Genomic DNA, 21311 nt, shown 5'->3' with positions numbered 1-21311 from the left:
ATTCGAGTGCGGCTCCCTGATTCGAGTGCGGGCCGTCGATGCATCGACATCCGGTTCCAACGCACCTATACGCGTGGTCGCCCGAGACGCACTGGATGACGACCGAGCCGAGCACCACGGATGAGATCATGGCCGGCGTCCACCGTGCGCTGCGTGAGCACGGATACGCCGATCTCACGATGCGGGACATCGCCGATGCGTGCTCGAAGAGCAAGTCCCTGCTTCATTATCACTACGACACGAAAGAGGACCTCCTCGTCGCCTTTCTCGATCGGCTGATCTCGACGTTCGAACGGCAAGCGGCGCGTGGTGCGGATCGTCCGGCGCCCGAACGGCTCGTGGAATTCATCGCGTGGTTCACCTTCGGCCCCGATGCGACCGATCGCGAGCACTTTCACGTGGCGTTGTTGGAACTCCGCTCACAAGGGCCCTTCAACGACCGGATCCGCGATCAGTTGCGACGCAGCGACCGGATGTTTCGGGAAACGGTTGCCGGGATCATCGAATGCGGGATCGAGGAGGACGCGTTTCGCCCGGTCGACGTCATGGAGCGGGCCGCCCTTCTCGTTGCCACCCTCGACGGCGCCAGAACCAGACAGATCACCCTCGGCGGAATGGAGATCGACGGGGATACCTACACCAGAACCGTTGCCCACGCAGCGATCACGGAGATCGTCGACCCGATGGTGACGAATGGGACCGTCCTTCCGGAGCTATCGGAGGTCACCGTTCGTCTCCCACGCGATAGCGACCTCTACTCCCAGATCAACGGATCCACCGACGGCCGATCGGACCGGTCGAGCCGCGAGTAGTCGGCAGGCGTGGACTCTCACTCGATGTACAGCGAGTAGACGATCACGCCAAACCCGAACGCCGTGAGAACGCTGTTTATCGCGATCCCGATCGCGATGTCCCAGTTGAGGCCCTGATCGAGGATTCCGCCCAACAGCGCGCCCACAGTCACGAATCCGAATCCGATCGCGAGCGCACGGAGGGACCGATCACCGGTCCGTCGATACGCACGCGTCGCATAGTAGGTAATGCTGCCACCGAGTAGTAGGATGGCGGTCTTCGCGGCAATGATGAGCAGGTCGATGTACATTTCCATGGGTCGTATCCTCCAGGTGGGGTTCCTTTTGATCTCCGTCGTTGGTCCCTTTCGGTCGGCGGGGTTCGTCGATTCGATCGTCGCGTCAGGTTTCCTCTCGGATCTCGGACCAGAGCGCGGCGAGCCGCTGATCCTTTGCCCGTTCCGGTCGGGAGAGGTCCACATCGAGTTCATTTTGGTCGTCAAGTTCGATGATCACCGACTCGAACGCCACACTGTATAGGGTGGTGTGTTGTCCGTCACGGCGGATCTCCGTCGATTCCTGTAGCAAGTCGGCGCGAGTCAACCGCTCCAACTTTCGGTAGGTCGTCGACAGCGGAATGTCACATTCTTCGGAGATCTGACTCGCCGTCTTGGGACGATCCAGCGCGGCGATCATCTCGACGGCATCGTCATCGCTCAGCGCGGACAGTATCTCCCGTGGGTCCGGCTCCTCCTCGTGCGACGACGGATCCCGCACCATATCCGGGGGTATTGCTCCTGTGGATTAAATGCATCCGATCCGTTCGTCGCCGTGTTCGGTAGCGCGTGTCGATCCGTCGTCCGGCCGGGTCGTCCATCCGGATCCCGGACCCCGAAAACGCCTTGCCGAGATCGGCAGTGGGTGTTCCGCTCACTCGCAGGCTCGCGAGGACGGTCGCCCGCTTCGAAGAAGCCAAGTGTTGATACGCCGGCGGTCGAACGCCGGGTATGCGCATCACGGACCGTTCTCCCGGCGAGGAGGGACGCGAGCGGATCACCCTCGTTCCAGAGAACGTCGACGACCTCTGGCACCTCTCTCACGTGCTCGAACCGGGAGACGACATCGAGGGCGATACGACCCGACGCATCCAGCGCGACGACGACCGGATCCGGGACACCGGCGGCCAGCGCGAACACCTGTTCGTGACCATCGAGGTCGAGACGGTGGAGTTCGCACGGTTCGCCAACCGGCTTCGGGTCGGCGGCGTGATCACCGAGTGTTCCCGCGAGGACCAACTGGGTCAACACCACACGTTGAACGTCGAAGAACACGACGAGGTAACGATCGAAAAGCGGTTCAAACTCGACCAGCTTGAGCGGATCCAGGAGGCGACCGAGGCTGCCGAAAACCCGGACGTCGCCATCGCGACCGTCGAGGAGGGCGAGGCGTACGTTCATACCGTCCAGCAGTACGGTACCGAGGAGTACGCTTCCTTCACGCGACCGACGGGCAAAGGCGAGTACGCCCGGCCGCGGACGGAGCTATTCGAGGAACTCGGCGAGGCCCTCTCACATCTGGATGCGGACGCGATCATCCTCGCGGGACCGGGGTTCACGAAGCAGGATGCAAACGACTACCTGACTGAGGAGTTTCCCGAATTGGAGTCGTCCATCACGGTCGTCGACACGGCAAGCGCCGGCGATCGGGGCGTCCACGAGGTGTTGAAACGCGGCGCCGTCGACGAGGTCCAGCGGGAAACGCGAATATCGAGGGAAGCGGAGCTCATCGACGAGCTGACGGAACGGATGGCGGAGGGAACGAAGGCGACCTATGGACCCCAAGACGTCGCGGAGGCGGCCCAGTTCGGGGCGGTAGAGACGCTTCTCGTCGTCGATGACCGTCTCCGCGGGGAACGGCAAGGGGAGGGGGATTGGGACATCGACGTCAATTCGGTTATCGAGTCGGTCGAGCAGCAGGGTGGCGACGTCGTCGTCCTTTCCTCGGAGTTCGCACCGGGCGATCAACTGTCGGCTCTCGGCGGTATCGCGGCGCTTCTACGGTACCGCCTGCAGTGATCACCGGGGAACGGAAGTCGAATCGAGGGGTCGGAGCCGGCCGATCAAAACGGGATAAAATCGAACGGAGAAAGCGAAGAAGCAAGAAGACCGGGAAGGGGAGAGAGACGCGAATTCAGTCGGCGTTCGTCGGAGTCGGACGTGACGCCGTTGCGGATCCAGCCGTGGCCGGCGTATCCGAACGAACCGGCGTTCCGTCGGCCGGACTGTTCACGAACATCGCGTGCCCCATGAGGCCGATCGTAACGGTCGCTCCGATCGGGACGGCCGAAACGAGCGGCAGTCCCACGCTCATCAATGCGGCAGTGACACCGATGAGAGCAGCCGGAATAAGGCCGAGAACGTAATCGTAGTATCCCGTCATAATATATTTCATACTATGGAACGGGGGTATATAATTATTTCCCGTGGGTATTCAATTACTATATTAAATATTTTTTAGTGAATTCTCATAAGTTATAGAATGGGAACCAATCGAAAGCGGAGACGGAGCGGTTTCCGGGCATCCTATCGTCGATCGAACGGTTAAACCCGTCCCAAATCACACACGTCGATAGTGAACGCAAACGATCGCGCCATCACCGCACTTGTTATGGTGGCACACGGGATGGTTCACACCTACGAGCTCTCGATCCCGATCTTCGTGGCGCTGTGGCTCCTCGAATTCTCGGTTATCGACCTCGGGATCGTGACGCTGGAGGTGACGACCGCCTCCCTCGGCGTCGTCGTCACCGTCGGATACGGACTCTTCGGCCTCGGTGCGCTTCCCGGCGGCATCCTCGTCGATCGACTCGGCTCGCGGCGGCTGATAACCGTCTGCCTGCTCGGGATGGCCGTCTCCTTCCTGTTGTTGGCGATGGCTCCGAGCGTGGTGGTCATCACCCTCGCACTCGTTCTGTGGGGGGTTTCCGCGTCGGTCTATCATCCGGCCGGCCTGTCGCTCGTCTCGAAGGGCGTCGTTGAGCGCGGCTCCGGGTTCGCCTACCACGGGATCGCCGGGAACGTCGGGATCGGGATCGGTCCGCTGGTTGCGGCCACGTCGCTTCTCTTCTTGGAGTGGCGGACCGTCGCTGCCATCCTCGCCGTTCCTGCCGTGATTGCCGCGGTCTACGCCTCCCGATCCGACATCGATCCGCAAGCTGCAACCGAATCCCAAACCGGCGGGGGAACCGACTCAAAGGCAGATACCGGCGTCGAATCGGTCGGGGAGTTCCTCGCCGAGTCGCGGACGCTTTTCGCAGGCAGCTTCGCGCTCGTCTTTCTCGTAGTCATGTGTTCGGGGCTATTCTACCGGGGGTTCCTCACCTTCCTGCCGGAGCTTCTCAGTCGTCTCGAAGGCTTCGACCCGATCCCGATCGCGGCGTTGATCCCCGAGACTCTCCAGTCCGTTCTGGGCGTGGATCCGGCTGCTGGAGAGTCGCTCGCCCCCGGTGATTACTTCTATTCAGGACTGTTGCTCGTCGGCGTCGTGGGCCAGTACGTCGGCGGAAAGCTCACTGACCGGCTCCCGGTGGAATACGGACTCGCGGCGGGATTCAGCGGGCTCGCCGTTCTCGCTCTCGTGTTCCTGCCGGCCGCCTCCCTCGGGATCGGCCCGCTGGCCGTCGTCGGCGTCCTGATGGGGATGTTCCTGTTCGTCGTCCAGCCGCTTTATCAGGCGACCGTCGCGGAGTATACCCCGGCGGGCACCCGCGGGCTCTCCTACGGGTATACCTACCTCGGCGTTTTCGGCGTCGGGGCGCTCGGCGGGACGATCGCCGGCGTGATCTTGGAGTACTTCAACGAGTCCGCGCTGTTTCTTACGTTAGCCGGATTCGCTATCGTCGGCGCCGCCACCGGGCTGTATCTGGGCCACAAGAACGGCCGTTCATGAGAACGGTATGGGATTCCGGGACGTCCGAAGGTGAGGATCTACGTCATCGAATCTTGAAGTACGCGGCCCGCCAGATCCCGATCCCCACCGATCCAGTCACCACCATCACGAGGACGAAGACCGGGTCGGCACCGCCGTGAAACACTCCGATCCACCGCAGGCCGACGCCGATCAGGGCCGCCGGAATCCACGATCGGATGGCAAGCGGAAGCGAGGCCTTCGCCGACTCGACTGCGCCGGGCGAGTACGCGCCGACGAGCGGGGCCATGATCGCCCACCCGATCAGGAACGGAGCGTAGATCGCAGCCAAATAGACGGGGTCATCGAGCAGAAATCCCGTCTCATAATGCTGGAAAGCACCGATCGACAACACGACCACTATCGCAACGACGTCGCCGATCACCAACGGGAGCGCGCCACGGTCGAGACGCCTCGTCAGGAAGCTCTCTTTCGACATACACGACCATCGAACGGGATGCCTCTTGTTTCGTGCGGATCGTCGCCGGATATCGTGCCGGTTCTTTGTGAGTCTGCTTCACCTTCGCGATTCATCCCCGCAATCGCCGGAACCGACGGGAGCCGCGTCGAGAGTCGCATCGAGATCCGGGACCCGTCCCACTGCGGTATAGACGAATCCGTCATCGAGTACGGTCGGATCGAATCCCGCGATCTCGAGGGACGCAAGGAGTTCCTCGGGAGACACGAACGTCGATCCCATCCCGATCGCCGACTCACCGGCCACCAGGAGCCGGCCGAGCGGATGGTCGGGATCGAACTCGCGGATCACGGCCACGCCGCCGGGGCGGAGAACCCGGAACAGCTCGTTCAAGGTCGCCTTCCGGTCGGGGACGTGATGAAGCGCATCGACGATCATCGCGGCATCGATCGTCGCCGAACCGATCGGCAGGTTCATTGCGTCCCCTCGGACCACCGTGAGCCCTCGATCGCGTGCTTGCTTTACCATCCCCGTGGAGGCATCCACGACGATGGGATCCCCCGCGTTGGGTCGGTCCGCGATCGCCATCGACGCTCGACCGGATCCACCGGCGACGTCGAGGATACGATGAATCGACCCGGTTGCGATATCGAACGCGTCCGTGAGAACGTCGGGGTTTGCGGCGGGCATCACGAGGTCGTAGAGGGGCGCGGTCCGATCGAAGAACCGAACGTCACCGACGCCATGAATCCCTCTCGATCCGGACGACCCGGATCCGGTCACAACCACTGATCGACGGGGGCGGTCAGGATGACTTCCTCGCCGCCGCGTCCCGAGCGAGTGCCGTCGCGATCGAACCCGTTCGCCCGGTAGAACTCCATCGCCGCGGGCTCCCCGATCGGAACCGTCACGCGGAGCGTTTCGATCCCCTCGTGATCGTGATGGAGCGCGCGTGCGACTCGCTCGATGAGCTTCCGTTCGACGCTCGTCTCGGCGTGTTCCGGATGGACCCACAACGCGAGAAGCTCGGCAGCCGTCCCGTCGCGGTCGGGATGGGCCAACGCCAGCCCGACTGGTCGGTCGTTGACCTCGACGAGAAATCCACAGTCCGCGGCCACCGCCGCCTCCCGAACCCCGGCTGCGGACACGTCGAACACCTGTACCTCGCGATCGTCAAATACGGCCGTTTCGCCCGTGCGGGAAACCGCCGCCCGTAGCGCCTCGGCGTCGCCGGGACGCGCCGGTCGGACGTGCATCGTGTGTAAGGGGAGGGTCGACACCGCCGAATATCTTTCGACCGGCCGGCGACGATCCGGTATGAACCCGTCCCAGAACGGCGACCTCAGCGCGGATCGATACCGATCGTCACGTCGATGCCCTCGATCTCCCAGGTCTCCGTGTGTGCTGCAGCTTCCGGATCCTCGAGCCACTCACTCGCTCGCGTTTCCTCGGCGATCAGATCGTGGTGATCCTCAACGAGTGACGAAACGCGCTCGTCGTCGATCGCGACCCCGAGGCTGATCTCCGCGTCGACGTCGAGTTCGAGGTCTTTTCGCATCTGCTGGGTGCGCCGGATGACGTCTCGTGCGTAGCCCTCCGCCTCGATGTCGTCCGTGAGTTCCGTATCGACGTAGACGGTTCCGTCCTCGAAGTCGACTCCCCACACGTTCTCCGGGGGAGTTGCGACGTACTCGACCATTTCCGCCGTCAAATCCACCGGTTCGCCGTCAATGGTGATCTCCCCGTTTTCGACCATCTCCCGGGTGGCACCCGCAAGGGCATCCATTACCTTCTGGGCGTCGGCGCCGAAGGCGGGGCCGATCTCCGACATCCGCGGTTCGGCCACCTCGACGAGTTCCTCGAATCGGTCCGTTACCACGAGCGACCGCGCGTTCACCCGATCGAGAAGGAGATCCTCGAGACGTGTTATCGACTCCCGGACCGCCTCGTCCTCGCTTTCCACGATGACGCGAGAGACCGGCCATCGGAGCTTGCGTCCCGCCTGCTGGCGAGCGTTCGCCGCCGCCTCCTCAACCTCGCGGAGGGCTGCGATGTCCTGCTCAAGGACGGGGTCATGACGGGACGGATCGGGGTCGGGATACGAGAGCGCGTGAACCGTCGTCGCCTCGCCATCGAGGGTCTGGTACATTCGTTCGCTCAGGTAGGGCGCGATCGGAGCGAGCAGCCTGATCGTTTCCTCGAGAACCGTCGCGAGGGTGGCGTAGGCTCCCCGCTTCGATTCCGAATCGGACTCCTCCCACATCCGGTCTCGGACCGCCTTGATGTAGAATCGCGAGACGTCCTGGGTTACGAATTCGATCAGTGCGTTGACGACGTCGCTGACCCGGTAGTCCGCCCAGGCCTCGTTGATCTCGTGTTCGACCGATTGGAGCCGCGAGAGGATCCACTCGTCGACGAGTTCGAGTTCGCCGTCCTCCAGCGACGCCTCGGCGGGATCGTAATCGTCGAGGGACATGTACGGCAGCGGGAACCGGAACGTATTCCAGAGAATGTTGAGTTTACCCTGTATCTCACCGAGTCCGTCCCACTCGAACGCCAGGTCGACACCCTGCTGGTCGTGGCTCAACAGGTACGTCCGGAGGGGATCTCGACCGGCGCGGTCGATCGCCTCCTCGGGAGTGACGATGTTGCCGACCGATTTCGACATCTTGCGTCCCTCGCTATCGTTGACGAACCCGTGCATCAACACCTGCTCGTAGGGAACCTCACCGAAGGCCGCCGTTCCCATGCCGAGTTGTGACCAGAACCAGCCGCGAGTCTGGTCGTGTGCCTCCACGATGAGGTCAGCCGGCCACAGCTCCTCGAAGGCCTCGGTTTCGCCGGGATAACCGATCGTCGCCCACGTGGCCACCGAGGAGTCGAGCCAAACGTCGAAGACGTCCTCGACGCGTCGATAGGTCGTCTCGTCTTCGGTGATCGTCAGATCGTCGACGGTCGGCCGATGCAGGTCGATCGACTCGGGATCGACCGACTGATCGACGCGGTCGGCCAGCTCCTCGCGAGTGCCGATCACGATCATCTCCTCGCCGAACGCCTCGGGATCGGCGTCCTCGGGGACCCAGATCGGGATCGGGATGCCCCAGTAGCGCTGTCTGGAGACGTTCCAGTCGGGGGCGTCCTCGATGAAGTCGCGGAACCGCTGATCGCGGGCCCATTCCGGGTACCACTCGGAGTCCTCCATGTTATCGAGGAGGTCGTCTTTGATGTCGGTGATCGAGATGAACCACTGGTCGGAGACCAGTTGGAGTATTCCCGTGCCACACCGCCAGCAGTGGCCGTAGCTGTGCTCGACCGTGTCGTGGGCGAGCATGTAACCGTCGGCGACCAGATCCTCGATGATATCGTCGTTGGCGTCGCGAACGAATTGTCCGGCGTACTCGCCGGCCGCGTCGGTGAACTCTCCGTTCGGTTCGACCGGGCACACGATATCCAATCCGAGCTCGCGTCCGCGCTCGAAGTCGACCTCACCGTGTCCGGGCGCGGAGTGAACGAGTCCGGTGCGGTCGGCCTCGACGTAATCAGCGGCGTACACCCGGCCAGCACCCTCGAAATCGGGGTACTCGTCGAGGTGGTCGGCCAGGGGATGATCGTACTCCCAGCCGACGATCTCCGAACCCGACAGCTCGGCTTCGATCTCGTAGTCGTCGTAGCGTCCCTGCTTGAGTACGTCCTCGACGCACTCGGCGGCGACGTATAGCGTCTCCGTGTCACCGTCCCGTTCGGCGCGAACCGCGTTGTAAGTGAGATCCGGATCGACCGCGACGAACGTGTTCGCGGGGATCGTCCACGGGGTGGTCGTCCAGATGACGAGTGAGCCGTCCCGGTCCGAAAGGGGGAATTTCACGTAGACGGACGGGTCCTCGACGTCCTCATACTCGACCTCGTTGTTCGCGAGGCCGGTCTCACACCGGGGACATTGGGATATCGACCGCTTGCCGCGCTCGACGAGGCCGCGATCGGCGACCGCCGAGAACGCCCACCAGGCCGACTCCATGTACTCGGGGGAGATCGTCTTGTAGGGGTCTTCCCAGTCCATCCAGACACCGATCGACTTGAAGTCCTCGTCCATCGCCTCGCGGTTGGACTCCGCGAACGTCATGCACTCCTCGATGAACGCCTCCATTCCGTACTCCTCGATGTCCTGTTTGGACTCGAAGCCGAGTTCTTCCTCGACTTTGACCTCGATCGGGAGGCCGTGCATGTCGTAGCCGGGACGGTCGGTCACTCGATAACCGTCCATCCGCTTGTACCGGATGATGGCGTCCTTGAGCGTTTTGTTCCAGGCGGTCCCGAGATGCATCTGCCCCGAGGTGTATGGCGGGCCGTCGACGAAGAAGAACGGCGGGTCGTCGGCGTGGGCCTCCGTTGCCGCCTCGTAGGCGTCGGTGTCGTCCCAGTACTCGTCCACCAGGGACTCGACGTCCGCGGGCGTGTACTGGTCGTCGATCTGCTCCATATCCGTGCGTGTTCGGCCGCGTATTTGAATACGACGGAGTCGCTCCCCGGAGAGGCGGATCGAAGATCTGAATACGACTATCGAACCCTGGAGACGGTCATCCCGTCACTGGTCGGGTCCGAGGCCGATATCGTCGAACGTCGCCATCTCGCGGAGCGTCGCGCATGCGGACCGATATATCGGCAACGCCAGGCAGGCGCCGGTCCCCTCACCCAACCGGAGGTCGTACTCGAAAAGCGGGTCCAGATCGAGTGCGTCGAGTTGGATCGCGTGTGCGGGCTCGACGCCCGCGTGCGAGGGAAGGAGATACGGTCGGACGGCCGGCTCGATCGCGTCGGCGAGCAGCGCGGCCGCCCCGCTTATCGCACCGTCGACGACCACCGGCGTCCGGTCTGCCGCACACCCGATTGCCACTCCGGCGAGAACGCCGACCTCGAACCCCCCGACGCTGGCAAGGATATCGAGGGGATCCTGATCGGTGGATCGATCGTCCGGAGAGAGGCCGTCCACCCGGAGCATCTCCTCGACGACGTCGATCTTGTGATCGAGCCGACCGTCGTCGATTCCGGTCCCGTGGCCGGTCGCCTCCGCCGGCGAAGCGTCGGTCAGCGCCGCCGTGAGCGCCGCGGCGATCGTCGTGTTTCCGATCCCCATCTCCCCGAGCGCGACGATATCGCTGTCGTCGAGATCCGCCGCCGCAATTTCGAGGCCCGCATCGATCGCAGCCAGCGCTTCCTTCCGGGACATCGCAGATCCCGCGGCGGCGTCGTCCGTTCCCGATCCGATCCGGACGTCGAGGGCTCCTGCAACCGGCTCGCCGACGATGCCAGCGTCCACGACGAGCGTCTCGGCGCCTACCGCGTCGGCGATCGCGTTGATCGCCGCCCCGCCGTTCAGAAAGTTCGCAAGCATCGCCCGGGTGGCCGCCTGTGGATATGCGGAGACGCCACGATCGACGACACCGTGATCCGACGCCGCGACCACGACGGTCGCCTCGGCGAGTTCGGGTCGGCTCTCGCCGGAGAGTCCCGCAAGCGCGACCGCGAGGTTCTCAAGCCGACCGAGGCTCCCGGGCGGCTTCGTGAGGGTGGGCTGGCGATCCATCGCGTCGTGTTCGGCGGCCTCGTCGACCGGCGGTACGGTCGGGAGGGTGATCGCGACTGAGCGATCGGCGTTGTCGGTGGCGTCGCGGCGTCGTTGTTCCTCCATTCTCACGTCTCGAAATCCGGGAGGTCGTCCGGTGCATCGTAGTCGCTTTCCCAGTCAATGTACTCCGCTTTCAGGACCTCACAGACGACCTGTCCGAGCTCGGTCAACCCGGCGTTGATCCCGGAGACGATTTCCCACGAATCGATCTCGGGATGGATATCGCGCACCTTCCAGTCCTCCGGAAGCCCCGGTGCGTGGTAGCCGACCCGGTCGGCAAAGGAGTCCCAAAAGAAGTCGAACCGGTCCACCAACTCCAAGTCGACGACGATCGCCCACTCGTCCTCGTCGAGGGCGCTCGTGGCCGCCCACTCCTCGAAGGCCTCCTCCCAGGCGCCCTCCTGAAGGAACGCCGACAACTCCCCGCGTCGATAGTCGTCGCCCGCGACCTCCGCATCGTCGTACTCGTTCGGATCGACCCCGGAAAGCTCCGGCGGGTCGGGAACCGTCACGTCGAGGGACATACCTACGGATTTACGCCGGAGGGCAAAAAGGTGCGTCGACTCCGTCGATCGGGTACTCGGACCGGAGCGTCGACGTGGCCGGGCGTGGCCGCTCAGTAGCGACGTCCTGATCAACAGCCCATCGATCGCTCCGTGCATCGTGTGAGGTCAGCACACGCCCCGGTGGCATCCGTGATGTTTAAGTGGCGATGACGGGTTCGTTCATACGCACGTACTGCAGGGGCACGGGGCCCCGAGTCCGGAAGGGCGATGATACGATAGGGTTGCGGTAGCCAAGTTTGGCCCAAGGCGCAGGGTTGCTAACTCTGTGGCGGTCACGCCTCCGGGGTTCGAATCCCCGCCGCAACGCTCGAATCGACACTTGCAGGCCGTGGGAGACCACTGCCCGCACCGACACACCACCCACAATGAGTGCAGAAGAACCACAGGACGACTCGGCGGAGGAGGAGGACCTCCGGTACTTCGTTCGCATCGGGTCCGCGGACCTCGATGGGACGAAGTCCGTCGAGCGAAGCCTAACAGACCTCAACGGTATCGGCACGCGCACGGCTCGACTCGTCGCGGAGACCGCCGACGTGGACCGCACGGCCACGTTCGGCGCGCTCGAGGATGACGAGATCGACGCCGTCGTCGAGGTCGTCGAAAACTTCGAGGAGCACGTTCCAGAATGGATGGTCAACCGGCAGAAGGACTTCTTCACCGGCGAGACCGACCACAAGATCGGAACCGAACTCTCCGAACAGCGACGACACGACATCAACCGCATGAAGATGATCGAATCCTACAAAGGGTCCCGTCACAAGCGCGGACAGAAGGTACGCGGACAGCGAACCAAGTCCACGGGACGGACCGAAGGGACCATCGGCGTCAACGTCGAGGAGATCCGCGAAGAACAGGCGGAAGAGGAAGCCGAAATGGAATCGCTTGGTGAGGAAGAATGACGACCGGCAACAACACCAAGGGCTACGAAACGCCAAACCATCCGTATCAGGGCGAACGGATCGCCGAGGAGGCCGACCTGGTCTCGCGATACGGCCTGAAGAACAAAGAGGAGTTCTGGCGAGCCCAATCCGAGCTACGGAACATGCGCCGCGAGGCGCGACGGCTGCTCGGAGAGGCACAGGGTGACGTCGAGTCCGCCCAGGAAGCCGGAGCGGAGTTTCTCACCCGACTTCGAACCCTCGGCATCCTCAGTGAGAACGACGACATCTCGTCGGTTCTGTCACTCGACGTGACGGACCTGCTTGAGCGTCGTCTCCAGACGGTTACCTATCGGAACGGACTCGCCTCCTCGACGAGCCAGGCGCGTCAGTTCATCGTCCACGGCCACGTGACGGTGGACGGCGCACGGGTCACGCGACCCGCGAAGAAGATCGATACGACGGAGGAGGACGCAATCGCCTTCGACGAAACGAGCCCGCTCGCCGACGAACTACACCCCGAGCGTGCGGAGGCACAGGAGTAACCACCCATGAGCGAAACAGAGGACGGAAAGTGGGGAATTGCCCACGTCTATGCATCGTTCAACAACACGCTCGTCACGGTCACCGACGAGACCGGCGCGGAGACGATCGCCAAGTCATCCGGCGGGACCGTGGTGAAACAGAACCGCGACGAGGCCTCGCCGTACGCGGCCATGCAGATGGCCGAGGTCGTCGCCGAGGAGGTCAAGGCGGCCGGTCTGGAGGGCGTACACGTTCGTGTGCGCGGACCCGGCGGCAACCTCAACAAGTCGACCGGTCCTGGCGCCCAAGCGACGATTCGGGCGCTCGCACGCGCCGGCGTGGAGATCGGCCGGATCGAGGACGTGACGCCGATCCCGCACGACGGAACGAAAGCGCCGAAGAACAAACGGATCTAACATGAGCGAGGCCGACTTCGACGTGCAGTACATCGAACGCGAGGACCGGAGTGCGCGGGTCCTGATCCGCGGACTCACGCCGGCGTTCGCCAACGGCATTCGCCGGGCGATGATCGCGGACGTGCCCACGTTCTCGATCGACACCGTGCGGTTCCTCGAGAACTCCTCGGTGTTGTTCGACGAAATGCTCGGGCTCCGTCTCGGACTCGTCCCGCTCACGACTCCCATCGGGGAATTCGAGATCGGCGACGAGGTAACCCTCGCGCTCGACGTCGAGGGGCCTGCAACCGCCTACTCGGGCGATATCGAGACTTCGGAACCGCTCGTCGAGCCCGCCGATGAGAACATCCCGATCATCGAGTTGAAGGAGGGACAGCGGATCGAACTCGAAGCCGATGCGGTGCTCGATACGGGCAAAGAGCACGCCAAACACCAGGGCGGCGTCTCCGTCGGCTATCGACACCTCCAGCGTGTCTCCGTCGGGGACGACCTCGGCGAGTTCGACGAGGAGGAAGCTCGAATCCTTCGCGGCGTCATCGAGACGGAGGACGGCGATATCGTCCCGACCGCGGAGTTCGACCACGACCTCTCCGAGCGGTATCCCGGCACGGAGGTGAACGTCGAGGACGTTCCCGGTGCGTTCGTCTTCCACATCGAGACGGACGGATCCCTCGACGTCGAGGAACTGCTGCTTCGCGCGATCGAGACGATCGAGGATCGCGCGGACGAACTACAAGAGACGGTCGCCGTCTAACCCACGAGAACGACCATGACCCTTCACACCACCACGGAAGATCCCCACGCGCTCGGTGAGTCGGCGTTTCCCGCCGACACGCCAGCAGGAGCCGATGGTATCTTCCCCGCGAACCGGTCCCGTTTCGACGAGACCGATTCCCGCCCGCCTGCGATCGCGGGGGGCCGGCGGACCGAAAGTGGTTTGAAGGGCGATACGGTAGCGTGGAGTGCACGCAGGGATAGCCAAGTCAGGCCAACGGCGCAGCGTTCAGGGCGCTGTCCTGTAGAGGTCCGCAGGTTCAAATCCTGCTCCCTGCACTCCACTTTTACCCGATCGACCGGGATCGACCGGCGTCCGGCCGCTCGATCTCACGCGTATTCACGACCTTCCATACAGGAGGAGACCAATGAGTAGCAAGACGAATCCACGATTACAGAACCTCATCGCCGATCTCAAGTCGGCATCCCGTGAGTCCGATGCCGCAGTCTGGCAGGACATCGCGGACCGGTTGGAAAAGCCCCGGCGCACCCACGCTGAGGTCAACCTGGGACGCATCGAACGATACGCCCAGGAAGACGAGGCGGTCATCGTTCCCGGCAAGGTGCTGGGTAGCGGTGTGCTGGAGAAGAACGTCACCGTCGCTGCCGTCGACTTCTCGGGGACCGCCCGACGCAAGATCGACCAGGCCGGCGACGCAGTGTCGCTCGAACAGTTCGTCGAACGAAATCCCAGCGGATCGAACGTACGGGTGATCCGATGAACCTCTCCGAATTCGACGCGGACGTCGTCGTCGACGCCCGCGACTGCATTCTCGGACGCGTCGCATCGAACGTCGCGACCCGCGCGCTCGATGGCGATCGCGTCGCCGTGGTCAACGCCGAGAACGCGGTGATCACCGGCAACGAGGAGGACACGATGGACACCTACCACACGCGTGCCAACCTGGGATCCGACAGCGGTCCATACTTCCCGAAACGGCCGGACCGCATCTTCAAGCGGGCGATCCGCGGGATGGTCCCTTACAAGACCGACCGTGGTCGCGAGGCGTTCGAGAACGTCCGCGTGTACGTCGGAAATCCCTACGAGCGCGACGACGACTACGAGTCGGTCGTGCTCGACGGCACGTCGCTGGATCGACTATCGAACATCAAATTCACGACGATCGGGGACGTCTCCGAGAGTCTGGGTGCTAACGTCACATGGTAACGAATACCTCCGGAAAGAAGAAGACGGCCGTTGCCCGCGCCACCGTGCGTGACGGCAAGGGTCGCGTTCGAATCAACTCCCAGCCCGTCGAACTCGTCGAGCCGGAGCAGGCTCGCTTGAAGATGCTCGAACCGTTCCGCATCGCCGGCGAGGAGCTTCGCGACGGCGTCGACATCGACGTCTCCGTCGACGGCGGCGGCTTCAGCGGACAGGCCGACGCCGCACGGACCGCGATCGCTCGCGGGCTGGTGCAGCATCTCGGCGATGCCGAGTTGCGCGAGGCGTATCTGAACTTCGATCGGACGCTGCTGGTCAACGACGTTCGCCAGTCCGAACCCAAAAAGTGGGGCGGGCCCGGCGCACGTGCCCGCTACCAGAAGTCCTACCGCTGAGGTGATCCACCCATGATGATCCCAGTCCGGTGTTTCACCTGCGGTAACGTCATCGGTGAACATTGGGACGAGTTCAAAGACCGCGCACGCGAGGGAGATGAGGATCCCGGCGAAGTGCTCGACGATCTCGGCGTCGACCGTCACTGCTGTCGCCGAATGATGGTGAGCCACACGGACCTCGTCGACGTCGTCTCGCCGTATCAGTGACCATGTCTCAAAACCACAATCGCTACGAGAAGGCACGTATCCTGGGCGCGAGAGCGCTGCAGGTGTCCTACGGCGCACCGGTGTTGATAGACACCAGCGAGACGCAGCCGATACTCGTCGCCGCCGAGGAGTACGACGCCGGAGTCCTCCCCTTTACCGTTCGGAGGGAGGAGGCGTAATGACGCGCGTCACGTCGGTCGCGTTGCGCCGCGTGCTCGATTCGCGTGGCAACCCAACGGTGGAGGCGGACGTTCTCACCGAGTCGGGGGGATTCGGACGCGCGGCTGCGCCCTCGGGCGCCTCGACCGGCGAGTACGAGGCCGTCGAACGGCCGCCATCCGAGGCGATCGCCGCCGCCCGCGAGCACGCGGTTCCCCGTCTGGAGGGGCAGTATGCGGGCGACCAGCGTGAGATCGACGCCGCACTGCGCGCCGCCGACGGCACCGAGGACTTCTCGGAGATCGGCGCCAACTCGGCGGTCGCGATCTCCATGGCCGCCGCAAAGGCCGCCGCAGACGTCCTCGGCGCCCCGCTGTATCAGCACCTCGGTGGCGCCTTCCGCGGGGAGAACTTCCCGATCCCGCTTGGCAACGTCATCGGCGGAGGCGAACACGCGGCGGATGCAACGGACATCCAGGAGTTCCTCGCGGCGCCCGTCGGGGCCCCGAGCGTGACGGAGGCCGTCTTTGCGAACGCCGCCGTTCACGCGACTGCGGAATCGATCCTGGCCGACAGGGGCGTTCCGGCCGCCAAGGGCGATGAAGGCGCGCTGGCCCCCTCCATTTCCGACGAGGAGGCGTTCGAGGTGATGGCCGAGGCGACGGACCTCGTTGCCGACGAGGTCGGATTCTCGATCCGCTTTGGTCTCGACATGGCCGGCGCGGAACTGTACGACGCCGAGACTGACACGTACGTCTACGGCGACGAGACGCGTTCGCCCGACGAGCAAGTCGAGTACGTCGCCGGTCTCGTCGACGAGTATGATCTCGCGTACGTCGAGGATCCGCTCGATGAGGACGACTATGATCGGTTCGCGCAGCTGACCGAACGCGTCGGCGACCGGACGCTCGTCTGTGGCGACGATCTGTTCGTCACCAACGTCGACCGCCTCGAGGAGGGGATCGACGTAGGTGCCGCAAACAGCATTCTGATCAAGCCAAACCAGATCGGCACGCTCTCACAGGCGTTCGACGCCGTCGAACTGGCCACCCGAAACGGATACGAATCCGTCATCTCCCACCGATCCGGCGAGACGGAGGACACGACGATCGCCCATCTGGCCGTCGCGACCGACGCCCCCTACATCAAGACGGGGACGGTTGGCGGCGAGCGAACCGCCAAGCTCAACGAGCTGATCCGGATCGCCGAGGGAGCGGTCTGAGACGATGCGTAGACTACGGACAACCAACACGACAACGGACAACCGATGACCGAGGACAACGACGCGGTCGAACTCGACGATGAGACGGCGGCCGAGGAGGCCGATGCCGCATCCGTCGAGGACGAGACCGACACGACAGCAGCACAGCCTACCGATGCGGCGGACGAGCCGACGGAGACGGACGACCTCGAAGCCGAGGAGGAGCCGGAGGAGGCCGGCTCCCCCTTCGACGAGGACGTCATGCCCGACGAGGAGGCCGACCTCCTCATCCCCGTCGAGGATTACCTCGGCGCCGGCGTCCACATCGGTACTCAACAGAAAACCCAGGACATGGAGCGGTTCATCCACCGGGTTCGCGATGACGGTCTCTACGTGCTCGACGTCTCCAAGACGGACGGGCGCATCCGCGTGGCCGCCGACTTCCTGTCCGATTACGACCCCGAGCAGGTGCTCGTCACCTCCTCGCGACAGTACGGTCGATTCCCGGCCGAGAAGTTCGCGGACGCGATCGGCGCTCGCGCACGAACCGGACGGTTCATCCCCGGCACGCTGACGAACCCCGATTACGCCGGCTACATCGAACCGGACGTGCTGGTCGTCACCGACCCGATCGGCGACGCCCAGGCGGTAAAGGAGGCCATCACGGTCGGTATCCCCGTCATCGCGATGTGCGACTCCAACAACCAGCTTTCGAACGTCGACCTCGTCATCCCGACGAACAACAAGGGACGACGCGCGCTCTCGATCGTCTACTGGCTGCTCGCCAACGAGACCCTCGACCGCCGTGGAGCCGACACGCTCTACGCCCTCGAGGACTTCGAGGCGGAGCTATAGTTCGGCCGACATTTTACGATTCCGTTCGAGTTCCGTTTTCGGTCCCTCACGTCGACGGCAAGCGCAACGCCTGTTATGGCGGAGCCTGTGTGGACGAACATGACCGTCTGTAGCGCGCCGGGGAAGGTGTACCTCTTTGGCGAACACGCCGTCGTCTACGGGGAGCCTGCGGTGCCGTGTGCGATCGAACGTCGGGCCCGTGTCACCGTCGAGCCGCGATCCGATGACCACGTCCGCGTCGCCGCCGAGGACCTCTCGTTGGACGGATTTACCGTCGAGTACGACGGATCCACGGAGACGCAACCCGACGTCGACGTTGACCAATCGCTTGTTTCGGCCGCGACTGGATACGTCGACGCGGCGGTTCGTCAGGCCCGCGAGGCGGCCGACGCACCGAACGCGGGATTCGACATCACCGTCGAAAGCGACATCCCGCTGGGGGCGGGACTCGGATCCTCCGCGGCCGTGGTCGTCGCCGGGATCGATGCGGCCACCCGAGCGCTCGGCGAGCCGATCGATCGACGAGAGATCGCACGACGCGCCTATCGTGCCGAGTACGAGGTCCAGGACGGGCAGGCCTCGCGTGCGGACACGTTCTGTTCCGCGATGGGAGGTGCAGTGCGCGTCGAGGGCGATGACTGTACGACGATCGAGACACCGAACCTCCCGCTGGTCGTTGGGTTCGACGGCGGGGCCGGTGACACCGGGAAGCTCGTCGGTGGCGTCCGCGAGCTGAAAGAATCCTACGACTTCGCCGCCAACACGGTCGAGTCGATCGGCGATATCGTCCGGGAGGGAGAGGCCCTGCTTGCCAAAGCGGATCCGGAGGCCGATCCAGGCCCCGAACTGCTTGCGGAACTGGGCGGCTTGATGAACTTCAACCACGGACTCCTGTCGGCCCTCGGCGTCTCCGCGCGCTCGCTCGACGCGATGGTCTGGGCGGCACGCAACGCCGGCGCCCACGGCGCGAAGCTGACCGGTGCTGGCGGCGGCGGATGTATCGTCGCGCTCGATCCGACGCCGGAGACGGAGACGGCACTCTCGTTCACCCAGGGCTGTGTCGATGCGTTTCGTGCCGAACTCGCGATCGACGGGGTTCGCGTGGAGGCGACCTGATGTCCGGGGATCGTCTCGTGGTGAAACTCGGCGGCAGCGTGATCACCGACAAGGACCGCCCCGAGACGCTCGACGGACCGGCTCTCGATGCCGCCAGCGACGCGATAGCGGGCGCGATCGCCGACGACACGGTCGGGGATCTCGTGATCGTCCACGGCGGCGGCAGCTTCGGCCACCATCACGCTAGCGAACATGGACTCTCGACGGCCACCGGGACCCACGACGTCGGTGCCGTGATGGACGTCCACGGGGCAATGACGACGCTCAACCGCTTCGTCCTCGACCGACTCCACGAGCGGGGCGTCGATGCGGTTCCGATCCATCCCCTCTCCCTGGCCGCGCGTCCGGAGGGCGTCGACGGGGAACTCGCCCTGCCGATCGGATCGACGGGAACTCTGCTTTCGGAAGGGTTCGTTCCCGTGCTCCACGGCGACGGGATCGCCACGGCTGGCGAGGGGGTTTCCGTCATCTCCGGAGACGAACTCGTCGTCGAACTCGCGGCCGCCCTTGATGCCGACCGCGTCGGAGTCTGTTCGACCGTTCCCGGCGTGCTTGACGACGGAGAGGTCGTGTCGTTGATCGAGGAATTCGAGGAGGTGGCGGACGTCCTCGGTGCGAGCGACGCGACCGACGTCTCCGGTGGAATGGCTGCCAAGGTCCGTGAGCTGCTCGCACTCGATGCGCCGGCCTTCGTGTTCGGCCCCAACGAGCTATCCGGGTTCCTCCGCGGCGAGGATCCCGGAACCCGGATCGAGTGATGCCGACCAAAACGGACCGGAACGAACTGGAACGGAGCGGAACGGACCAAAACGGACCGGGCTGGACCTGACCGGAGCGCTCCGATTCAGACGGTCTCGATCGCGTTTTCGAGGATCGAACGAGCCTCCTCGAGAAGTTCTTGGCTCGTCTCCGAGTCGCGTGCCTCGGCCGTCATCCGCACGAGCGGCTGGGTCCCGGACGCACGAATCAGGAACCATCCCTCCGGCGTCTCCACGCGAACTCCATCGAGCGTCTCGACGTCGGCATACTCCTCCGTAACCATCTCCTCGACGGCGTTCATCACGGCGGACCGATCGTCCACCTCGATGTTTCCCCGTCGGATGGGGTACGTCGGTGTCTCGGCGAGTCGCTCTCCGATCGATTTCGCGGTCGAAAGCGCTGTGAGTCGAACGGCGGCAAGCGGCCCGTCCGGACACGGCGTCTCGCCGGGGAAGATCCACGCGCCGGAGGGCTCCCCGCCGAGGACGACGCGATCCTCGCGTGTCTCCCGTGCCACTGCGACGTCGCCGACGCGCGTCCGTACGACTTCGCCGCCGACCGAATCGAGCGCGTCATCGACCGCGAGGCTGGTGTTGACCGGTGCCGCGACCCGATCACCTCCCGATTCTGCATTAACGGCCTCGTGGCCGAAGATCGCCAACAACGAATCGCCGCCCACGAACTGGCCGTCCTCAGCCACCGCCATCATCCGGTCTGCGTCGCCGTCGTGGGCGATCCCGAGATCAGCTCCGATCGCGGTCACGTGTGCCGAAAGTGATCCGCAGGTCTCGGCGGTCGGCTCGCTTGGACGACTGGGGAACCGCCCGTCCCGCTGTCCGTTGAGCGTCTCGACGTCGGCGCCGAGATCGGAGAGCGCGTCCGCCGTCACGCGGCCCGTGCCGTTTCCGAGATCGACGACCACGGTCGTTCCCTCGAACGTGGTTCCAAGCGACGTGAGTGTCCGCTCGCCCGCTTCGACGATCGCCCGGCGATGAGCGGCCGTCGCGGTGGTGCCCGTGACGGTAGCATATTCGCGGCGCCGTCCGTGGTCGTCCCACTCCGCGAGGTCGTAGCCCGACCGCTCGATCCGATCCTCGATCCGGCGTCCGTCATCGGAGCCGAAGGCCATCCCTGAGGCGGTCCACAGTTTGATCCCGTTGTCCTCCGGGGGATTGTGGGAGGCGGTGACGACGATCCCGGCGTCGGCCTCGCTTTCCGCGACCGCGCGGGCGATCGTCGGCGTCGTCGCAACGCCGGTCTCAAGGATGTCGACGCCGGATTCGGCCAGTCCCGCCGCGAGCGCGTCGAGGAGCGCTCGGCCGGAGTCACGAACGTCTCGACCGATCACGACCGTCTCCGCCTCGACGGCAATCGCCCGGCCGATCGACAAGGCGAGTTCTGCCGTCACCGTCCCGCCGATCGGCCCACGAACGCCGCTCGTTCCGAACATACCTCCGGGTGGACGCGGACGGCTGAAAAAGCGATCGGGTCCGCGAT

Annotated in this window: 26 protein-coding genes and 2 tRNA genes; 18 read left to right on the top strand and 10 right to left on the bottom strand. The window is 64.4% G+C overall.

Features of this window, described 5'->3' with window-relative positions:
* The first annotated feature begins 95 nt into the window (after positions 1–95).
* Positions 96–812 (top strand): TetR/AcrR family transcriptional regulator, encoded by a 717-nt coding sequence (locus ACERIT_RS11705; RefSeq protein WP_373675036.1) that lies wholly within the window; start codon positions 96–98, stop codon positions 810–812.
* Between the two features lie 17 nt (positions 813–829).
* On the opposite strand, the gene ACERIT_RS11700 is transcribed toward ACERIT_RS11705, so the two are convergent.
* On the bottom strand, positions 830–1108 hold the full coding sequence (locus tag ACERIT_RS11700) for a hypothetical protein (protein ID WP_373675035.1): 279 nt from the start codon (positions 1106–1108) through the stop codon (positions 830–832).
* Positions 1109–1193: 85 nt separating this feature from the next.
* Positions 1194–1571, bottom strand: coding sequence for a helix-turn-helix domain-containing protein (locus ACERIT_RS11695; RefSeq protein ID WP_373675034.1), 378 nt, complete (start codon positions 1569–1571; stop codon positions 1194–1196).
* Positions 1572–1798: 227 nt separating this feature from the next.
* Here ACERIT_RS11695 and ACERIT_RS11690 point away from each other — a divergent pair, with 227 nt between their 5' ends.
* Positions 1799–2866, top strand: coding sequence for an mRNA surveillance protein pelota (locus ACERIT_RS11690; protein WP_373675033.1), 1068 nt, complete (start codon positions 1799–1801; stop codon positions 2864–2866).
* A gap of 115 nt (positions 2867–2981) precedes the next feature.
* Here ACERIT_RS11690 and ACERIT_RS11685 read toward each other — a convergent pair whose 3' ends face one another.
* On the bottom strand, positions 2982–3230 hold the full coding sequence (locus ACERIT_RS11685; RefSeq protein WP_373675032.1) for a hypothetical protein: 249 nt from the start codon (positions 3228–3230) through the stop codon (positions 2982–2984).
* Between the two features lie 192 nt (positions 3231–3422).
* Between ACERIT_RS11685 and ACERIT_RS11680 the strand changes: the two genes are divergently transcribed.
* A complete protein-coding gene (locus ACERIT_RS11680; protein WP_373675031.1) occupies positions 3423–4739 on the top strand; it encodes an MFS transporter in 1317 nt (438 codons plus the stop codon).
* Positions 4740–4782: 43 nt separating this feature from the next.
* Here the strand turns inward: ACERIT_RS11680 and ACERIT_RS11675 are convergent, their stop codons facing one another.
* From ACERIT_RS11675 to ACERIT_RS11650, 6 genes are all read right to left on the bottom strand, one after another.
* Entirely contained in the window at positions 4783–5196 is a 414-nt protein-coding gene (locus ACERIT_RS11675) for a DUF3054 domain-containing protein (RefSeq protein ID WP_373675030.1), read from the bottom strand.
* A gap of 78 nt (positions 5197–5274) precedes the next feature.
* Positions 5275–5925: a class I SAM-dependent methyltransferase gene (locus ACERIT_RS11670; protein WP_373675040.1), complete on the bottom strand. Its 651-nt coding sequence runs from the start codon at positions 5923–5925 to the stop codon at positions 5275–5277.
* Positions 5926–5954: 29 nt separating this feature from the next.
* Positions 5955–6431: an N-acetyltransferase family protein gene (locus ACERIT_RS11665; protein ID WP_373675029.1), complete on the bottom strand. Its 477-nt coding sequence runs from the start codon at positions 6429–6431 to the stop codon at positions 5955–5957.
* A gap of 86 nt (positions 6432–6517) precedes the next feature.
* Positions 6518–9652 carry an isoleucine--tRNA ligase gene (gene ileS / locus ACERIT_RS11660; RefSeq protein WP_373675028.1) on the bottom strand — a complete coding sequence of 1045 codons (3135 nt, stop codon included), beginning with the start codon at positions 9650–9652 and terminating at the stop codon, positions 6518–6520.
* Positions 9653–9757: 105 nt separating this feature from the next.
* Positions 9758–10861 (bottom strand): nicotinate-nucleotide--dimethylbenzimidazole phosphoribosyltransferase, encoded by a 1104-nt coding sequence (gene cobT / locus ACERIT_RS11655; RefSeq protein ID WP_373675027.1) that lies wholly within the window; start codon positions 10859–10861, stop codon positions 9758–9760.
* Between the two features lie 2 nt (positions 10862–10863).
* On the bottom strand, positions 10864–11322 hold the full coding sequence (locus ACERIT_RS11650) for a hypothetical protein (RefSeq protein ID WP_373675026.1): 459 nt from the start codon (positions 11320–11322) through the stop codon (positions 10864–10866).
* 262 nt (positions 11323–11584) lie between these two features.
* Between ACERIT_RS11650 and ACERIT_RS11645 the strand changes: the two genes are divergently transcribed.
* The 15 genes from ACERIT_RS11645 to ACERIT_RS11575 all read left to right on the top strand — a co-directional run bounded on the left by ACERIT_RS11645 (position 11585) and on the right by ACERIT_RS11575 (position 19813).
* A tRNA-Ser gene (locus tag ACERIT_RS11645) sits at positions 11585–11670 on the top strand.
* A 59-nt stretch (positions 11671–11729) separates the two neighbouring features.
* A complete protein-coding gene (locus tag ACERIT_RS11640; protein WP_373675025.1) occupies positions 11730–12263 on the top strand; it encodes a 30S ribosomal protein S13 in 534 nt (177 codons plus the stop codon).
* Positions 12260–12787, top strand: a complete 528-nt coding sequence (locus ACERIT_RS11635; RefSeq protein ID WP_373675024.1) for a 30S ribosomal protein S4 — start codon at positions 12260–12262, stop codon at positions 12785–12787. Before ACERIT_RS11640 ends, ACERIT_RS11635 begins: the two co-directional genes overlap by 4 nt.
* A 6-nt stretch (positions 12788–12793) precedes the next feature.
* Positions 12794–13183, top strand: coding sequence for a 30S ribosomal protein S11 (locus ACERIT_RS11630; protein WP_373675023.1), 390 nt, complete (start codon positions 12794–12796; stop codon positions 13181–13183).
* Position 13184: 1 nt separating this feature from the next.
* Entirely contained in the window at positions 13185–13937 is a 753-nt protein-coding gene (locus tag ACERIT_RS11625) for a DNA-directed RNA polymerase subunit D (RefSeq protein ID WP_373675022.1), read from the top strand.
* A gap of 214 nt (positions 13938–14151) precedes the next feature.
* A tRNA-Leu gene (locus ACERIT_RS11620) sits at positions 14152–14236 on the top strand.
* An 89-nt stretch (positions 14237–14325) separates the two neighbouring features.
* Positions 14326–14679, top strand: a complete 354-nt coding sequence (locus ACERIT_RS11615) for a 50S ribosomal protein L18e (RefSeq protein ID WP_373675021.1) — start codon at positions 14326–14328, stop codon at positions 14677–14679.
* A complete protein-coding gene (locus ACERIT_RS11610) occupies positions 14676–15125 on the top strand; it encodes a 50S ribosomal protein L13 (protein ID WP_373675020.1) in 450 nt (149 codons plus the stop codon). The genes ACERIT_RS11615 and ACERIT_RS11610 overlap by 4 nt, the downstream gene beginning before the upstream one ends.
* Complete coding sequence (locus ACERIT_RS11605) at positions 15119–15517, top strand: 30S ribosomal protein S9 (RefSeq protein ID WP_373675019.1); 399 nt, start codon at positions 15119–15121, stop codon at positions 15515–15517. Before ACERIT_RS11610 ends, ACERIT_RS11605 begins: the two co-directional genes overlap by 7 nt.
* A gap of 12 nt (positions 15518–15529) precedes the next feature.
* Complete coding sequence (locus ACERIT_RS11600) at positions 15530–15724, top strand: DNA-directed RNA polymerase subunit N (protein WP_373675018.1); 195 nt, start codon at positions 15530–15532, stop codon at positions 15722–15724.
* A gap of 2 nt (positions 15725–15726) precedes the next feature.
* The gene (locus ACERIT_RS11595; RefSeq protein ID WP_373675017.1) at positions 15727–15903 is read left to right on the top strand and encodes a DNA-directed RNA polymerase subunit K; all 177 of its coding nucleotides are present in this window, start codon (positions 15727–15729) and stop codon (positions 15901–15903) included.
* Complete coding sequence (eno, locus tag ACERIT_RS11590; protein WP_373675016.1) at positions 15903–17105, top strand: phosphopyruvate hydratase; 1203 nt, start codon at positions 15903–15905, stop codon at positions 17103–17105. Before ACERIT_RS11595 ends, eno begins: the two co-directional genes overlap by 1 nt.
* Before the next feature lie 45 nt (positions 17106–17150).
* Positions 17151–17939 (top strand): 30S ribosomal protein S2, encoded by a 789-nt coding sequence (gene rpsB / locus ACERIT_RS11585; RefSeq protein WP_373675015.1) that lies wholly within the window; start codon positions 17151–17153, stop codon positions 17937–17939.
* Positions 17940–18038: 99 nt separating this feature from the next.
* Positions 18039–19055 carry a mevalonate kinase gene (gene mvk / locus ACERIT_RS11580; protein ID WP_373675014.1) on the top strand — a complete coding sequence of 339 codons (1017 nt, stop codon included), beginning with the start codon at positions 18039–18041 and terminating at the stop codon, positions 19053–19055.
* A complete protein-coding gene (locus tag ACERIT_RS11575) occupies positions 19055–19813 on the top strand; it encodes an isopentenyl phosphate kinase (RefSeq protein WP_373675013.1) in 759 nt (252 codons plus the stop codon). Before mvk ends, ACERIT_RS11575 begins: the two co-directional genes overlap by 1 nt.
* A gap of 86 nt (positions 19814–19899) precedes the next feature.
* Here the strand turns inward: ACERIT_RS11575 and glmM are convergent, their stop codons facing one another.
* Entirely contained in the window at positions 19900–21264 is a 1365-nt protein-coding gene (gene glmM / locus ACERIT_RS11570; RefSeq protein WP_373675012.1) for a phosphoglucosamine mutase, read from the bottom strand.
* Between the last annotated feature and the right edge of the window lie 47 nt (positions 21265–21311).

The sequence above is a fragment of the Halopenitus sp. H-Gu1 genome (assembly GCF_041821145.1).
Classification (GTDB): domain Archaea; phylum Halobacteriota; class Halobacteria; order Halobacteriales; family Haloferacaceae; genus Halopenitus.
This window is presented reverse-complemented; position numbering and strand designations above follow the sequence as displayed.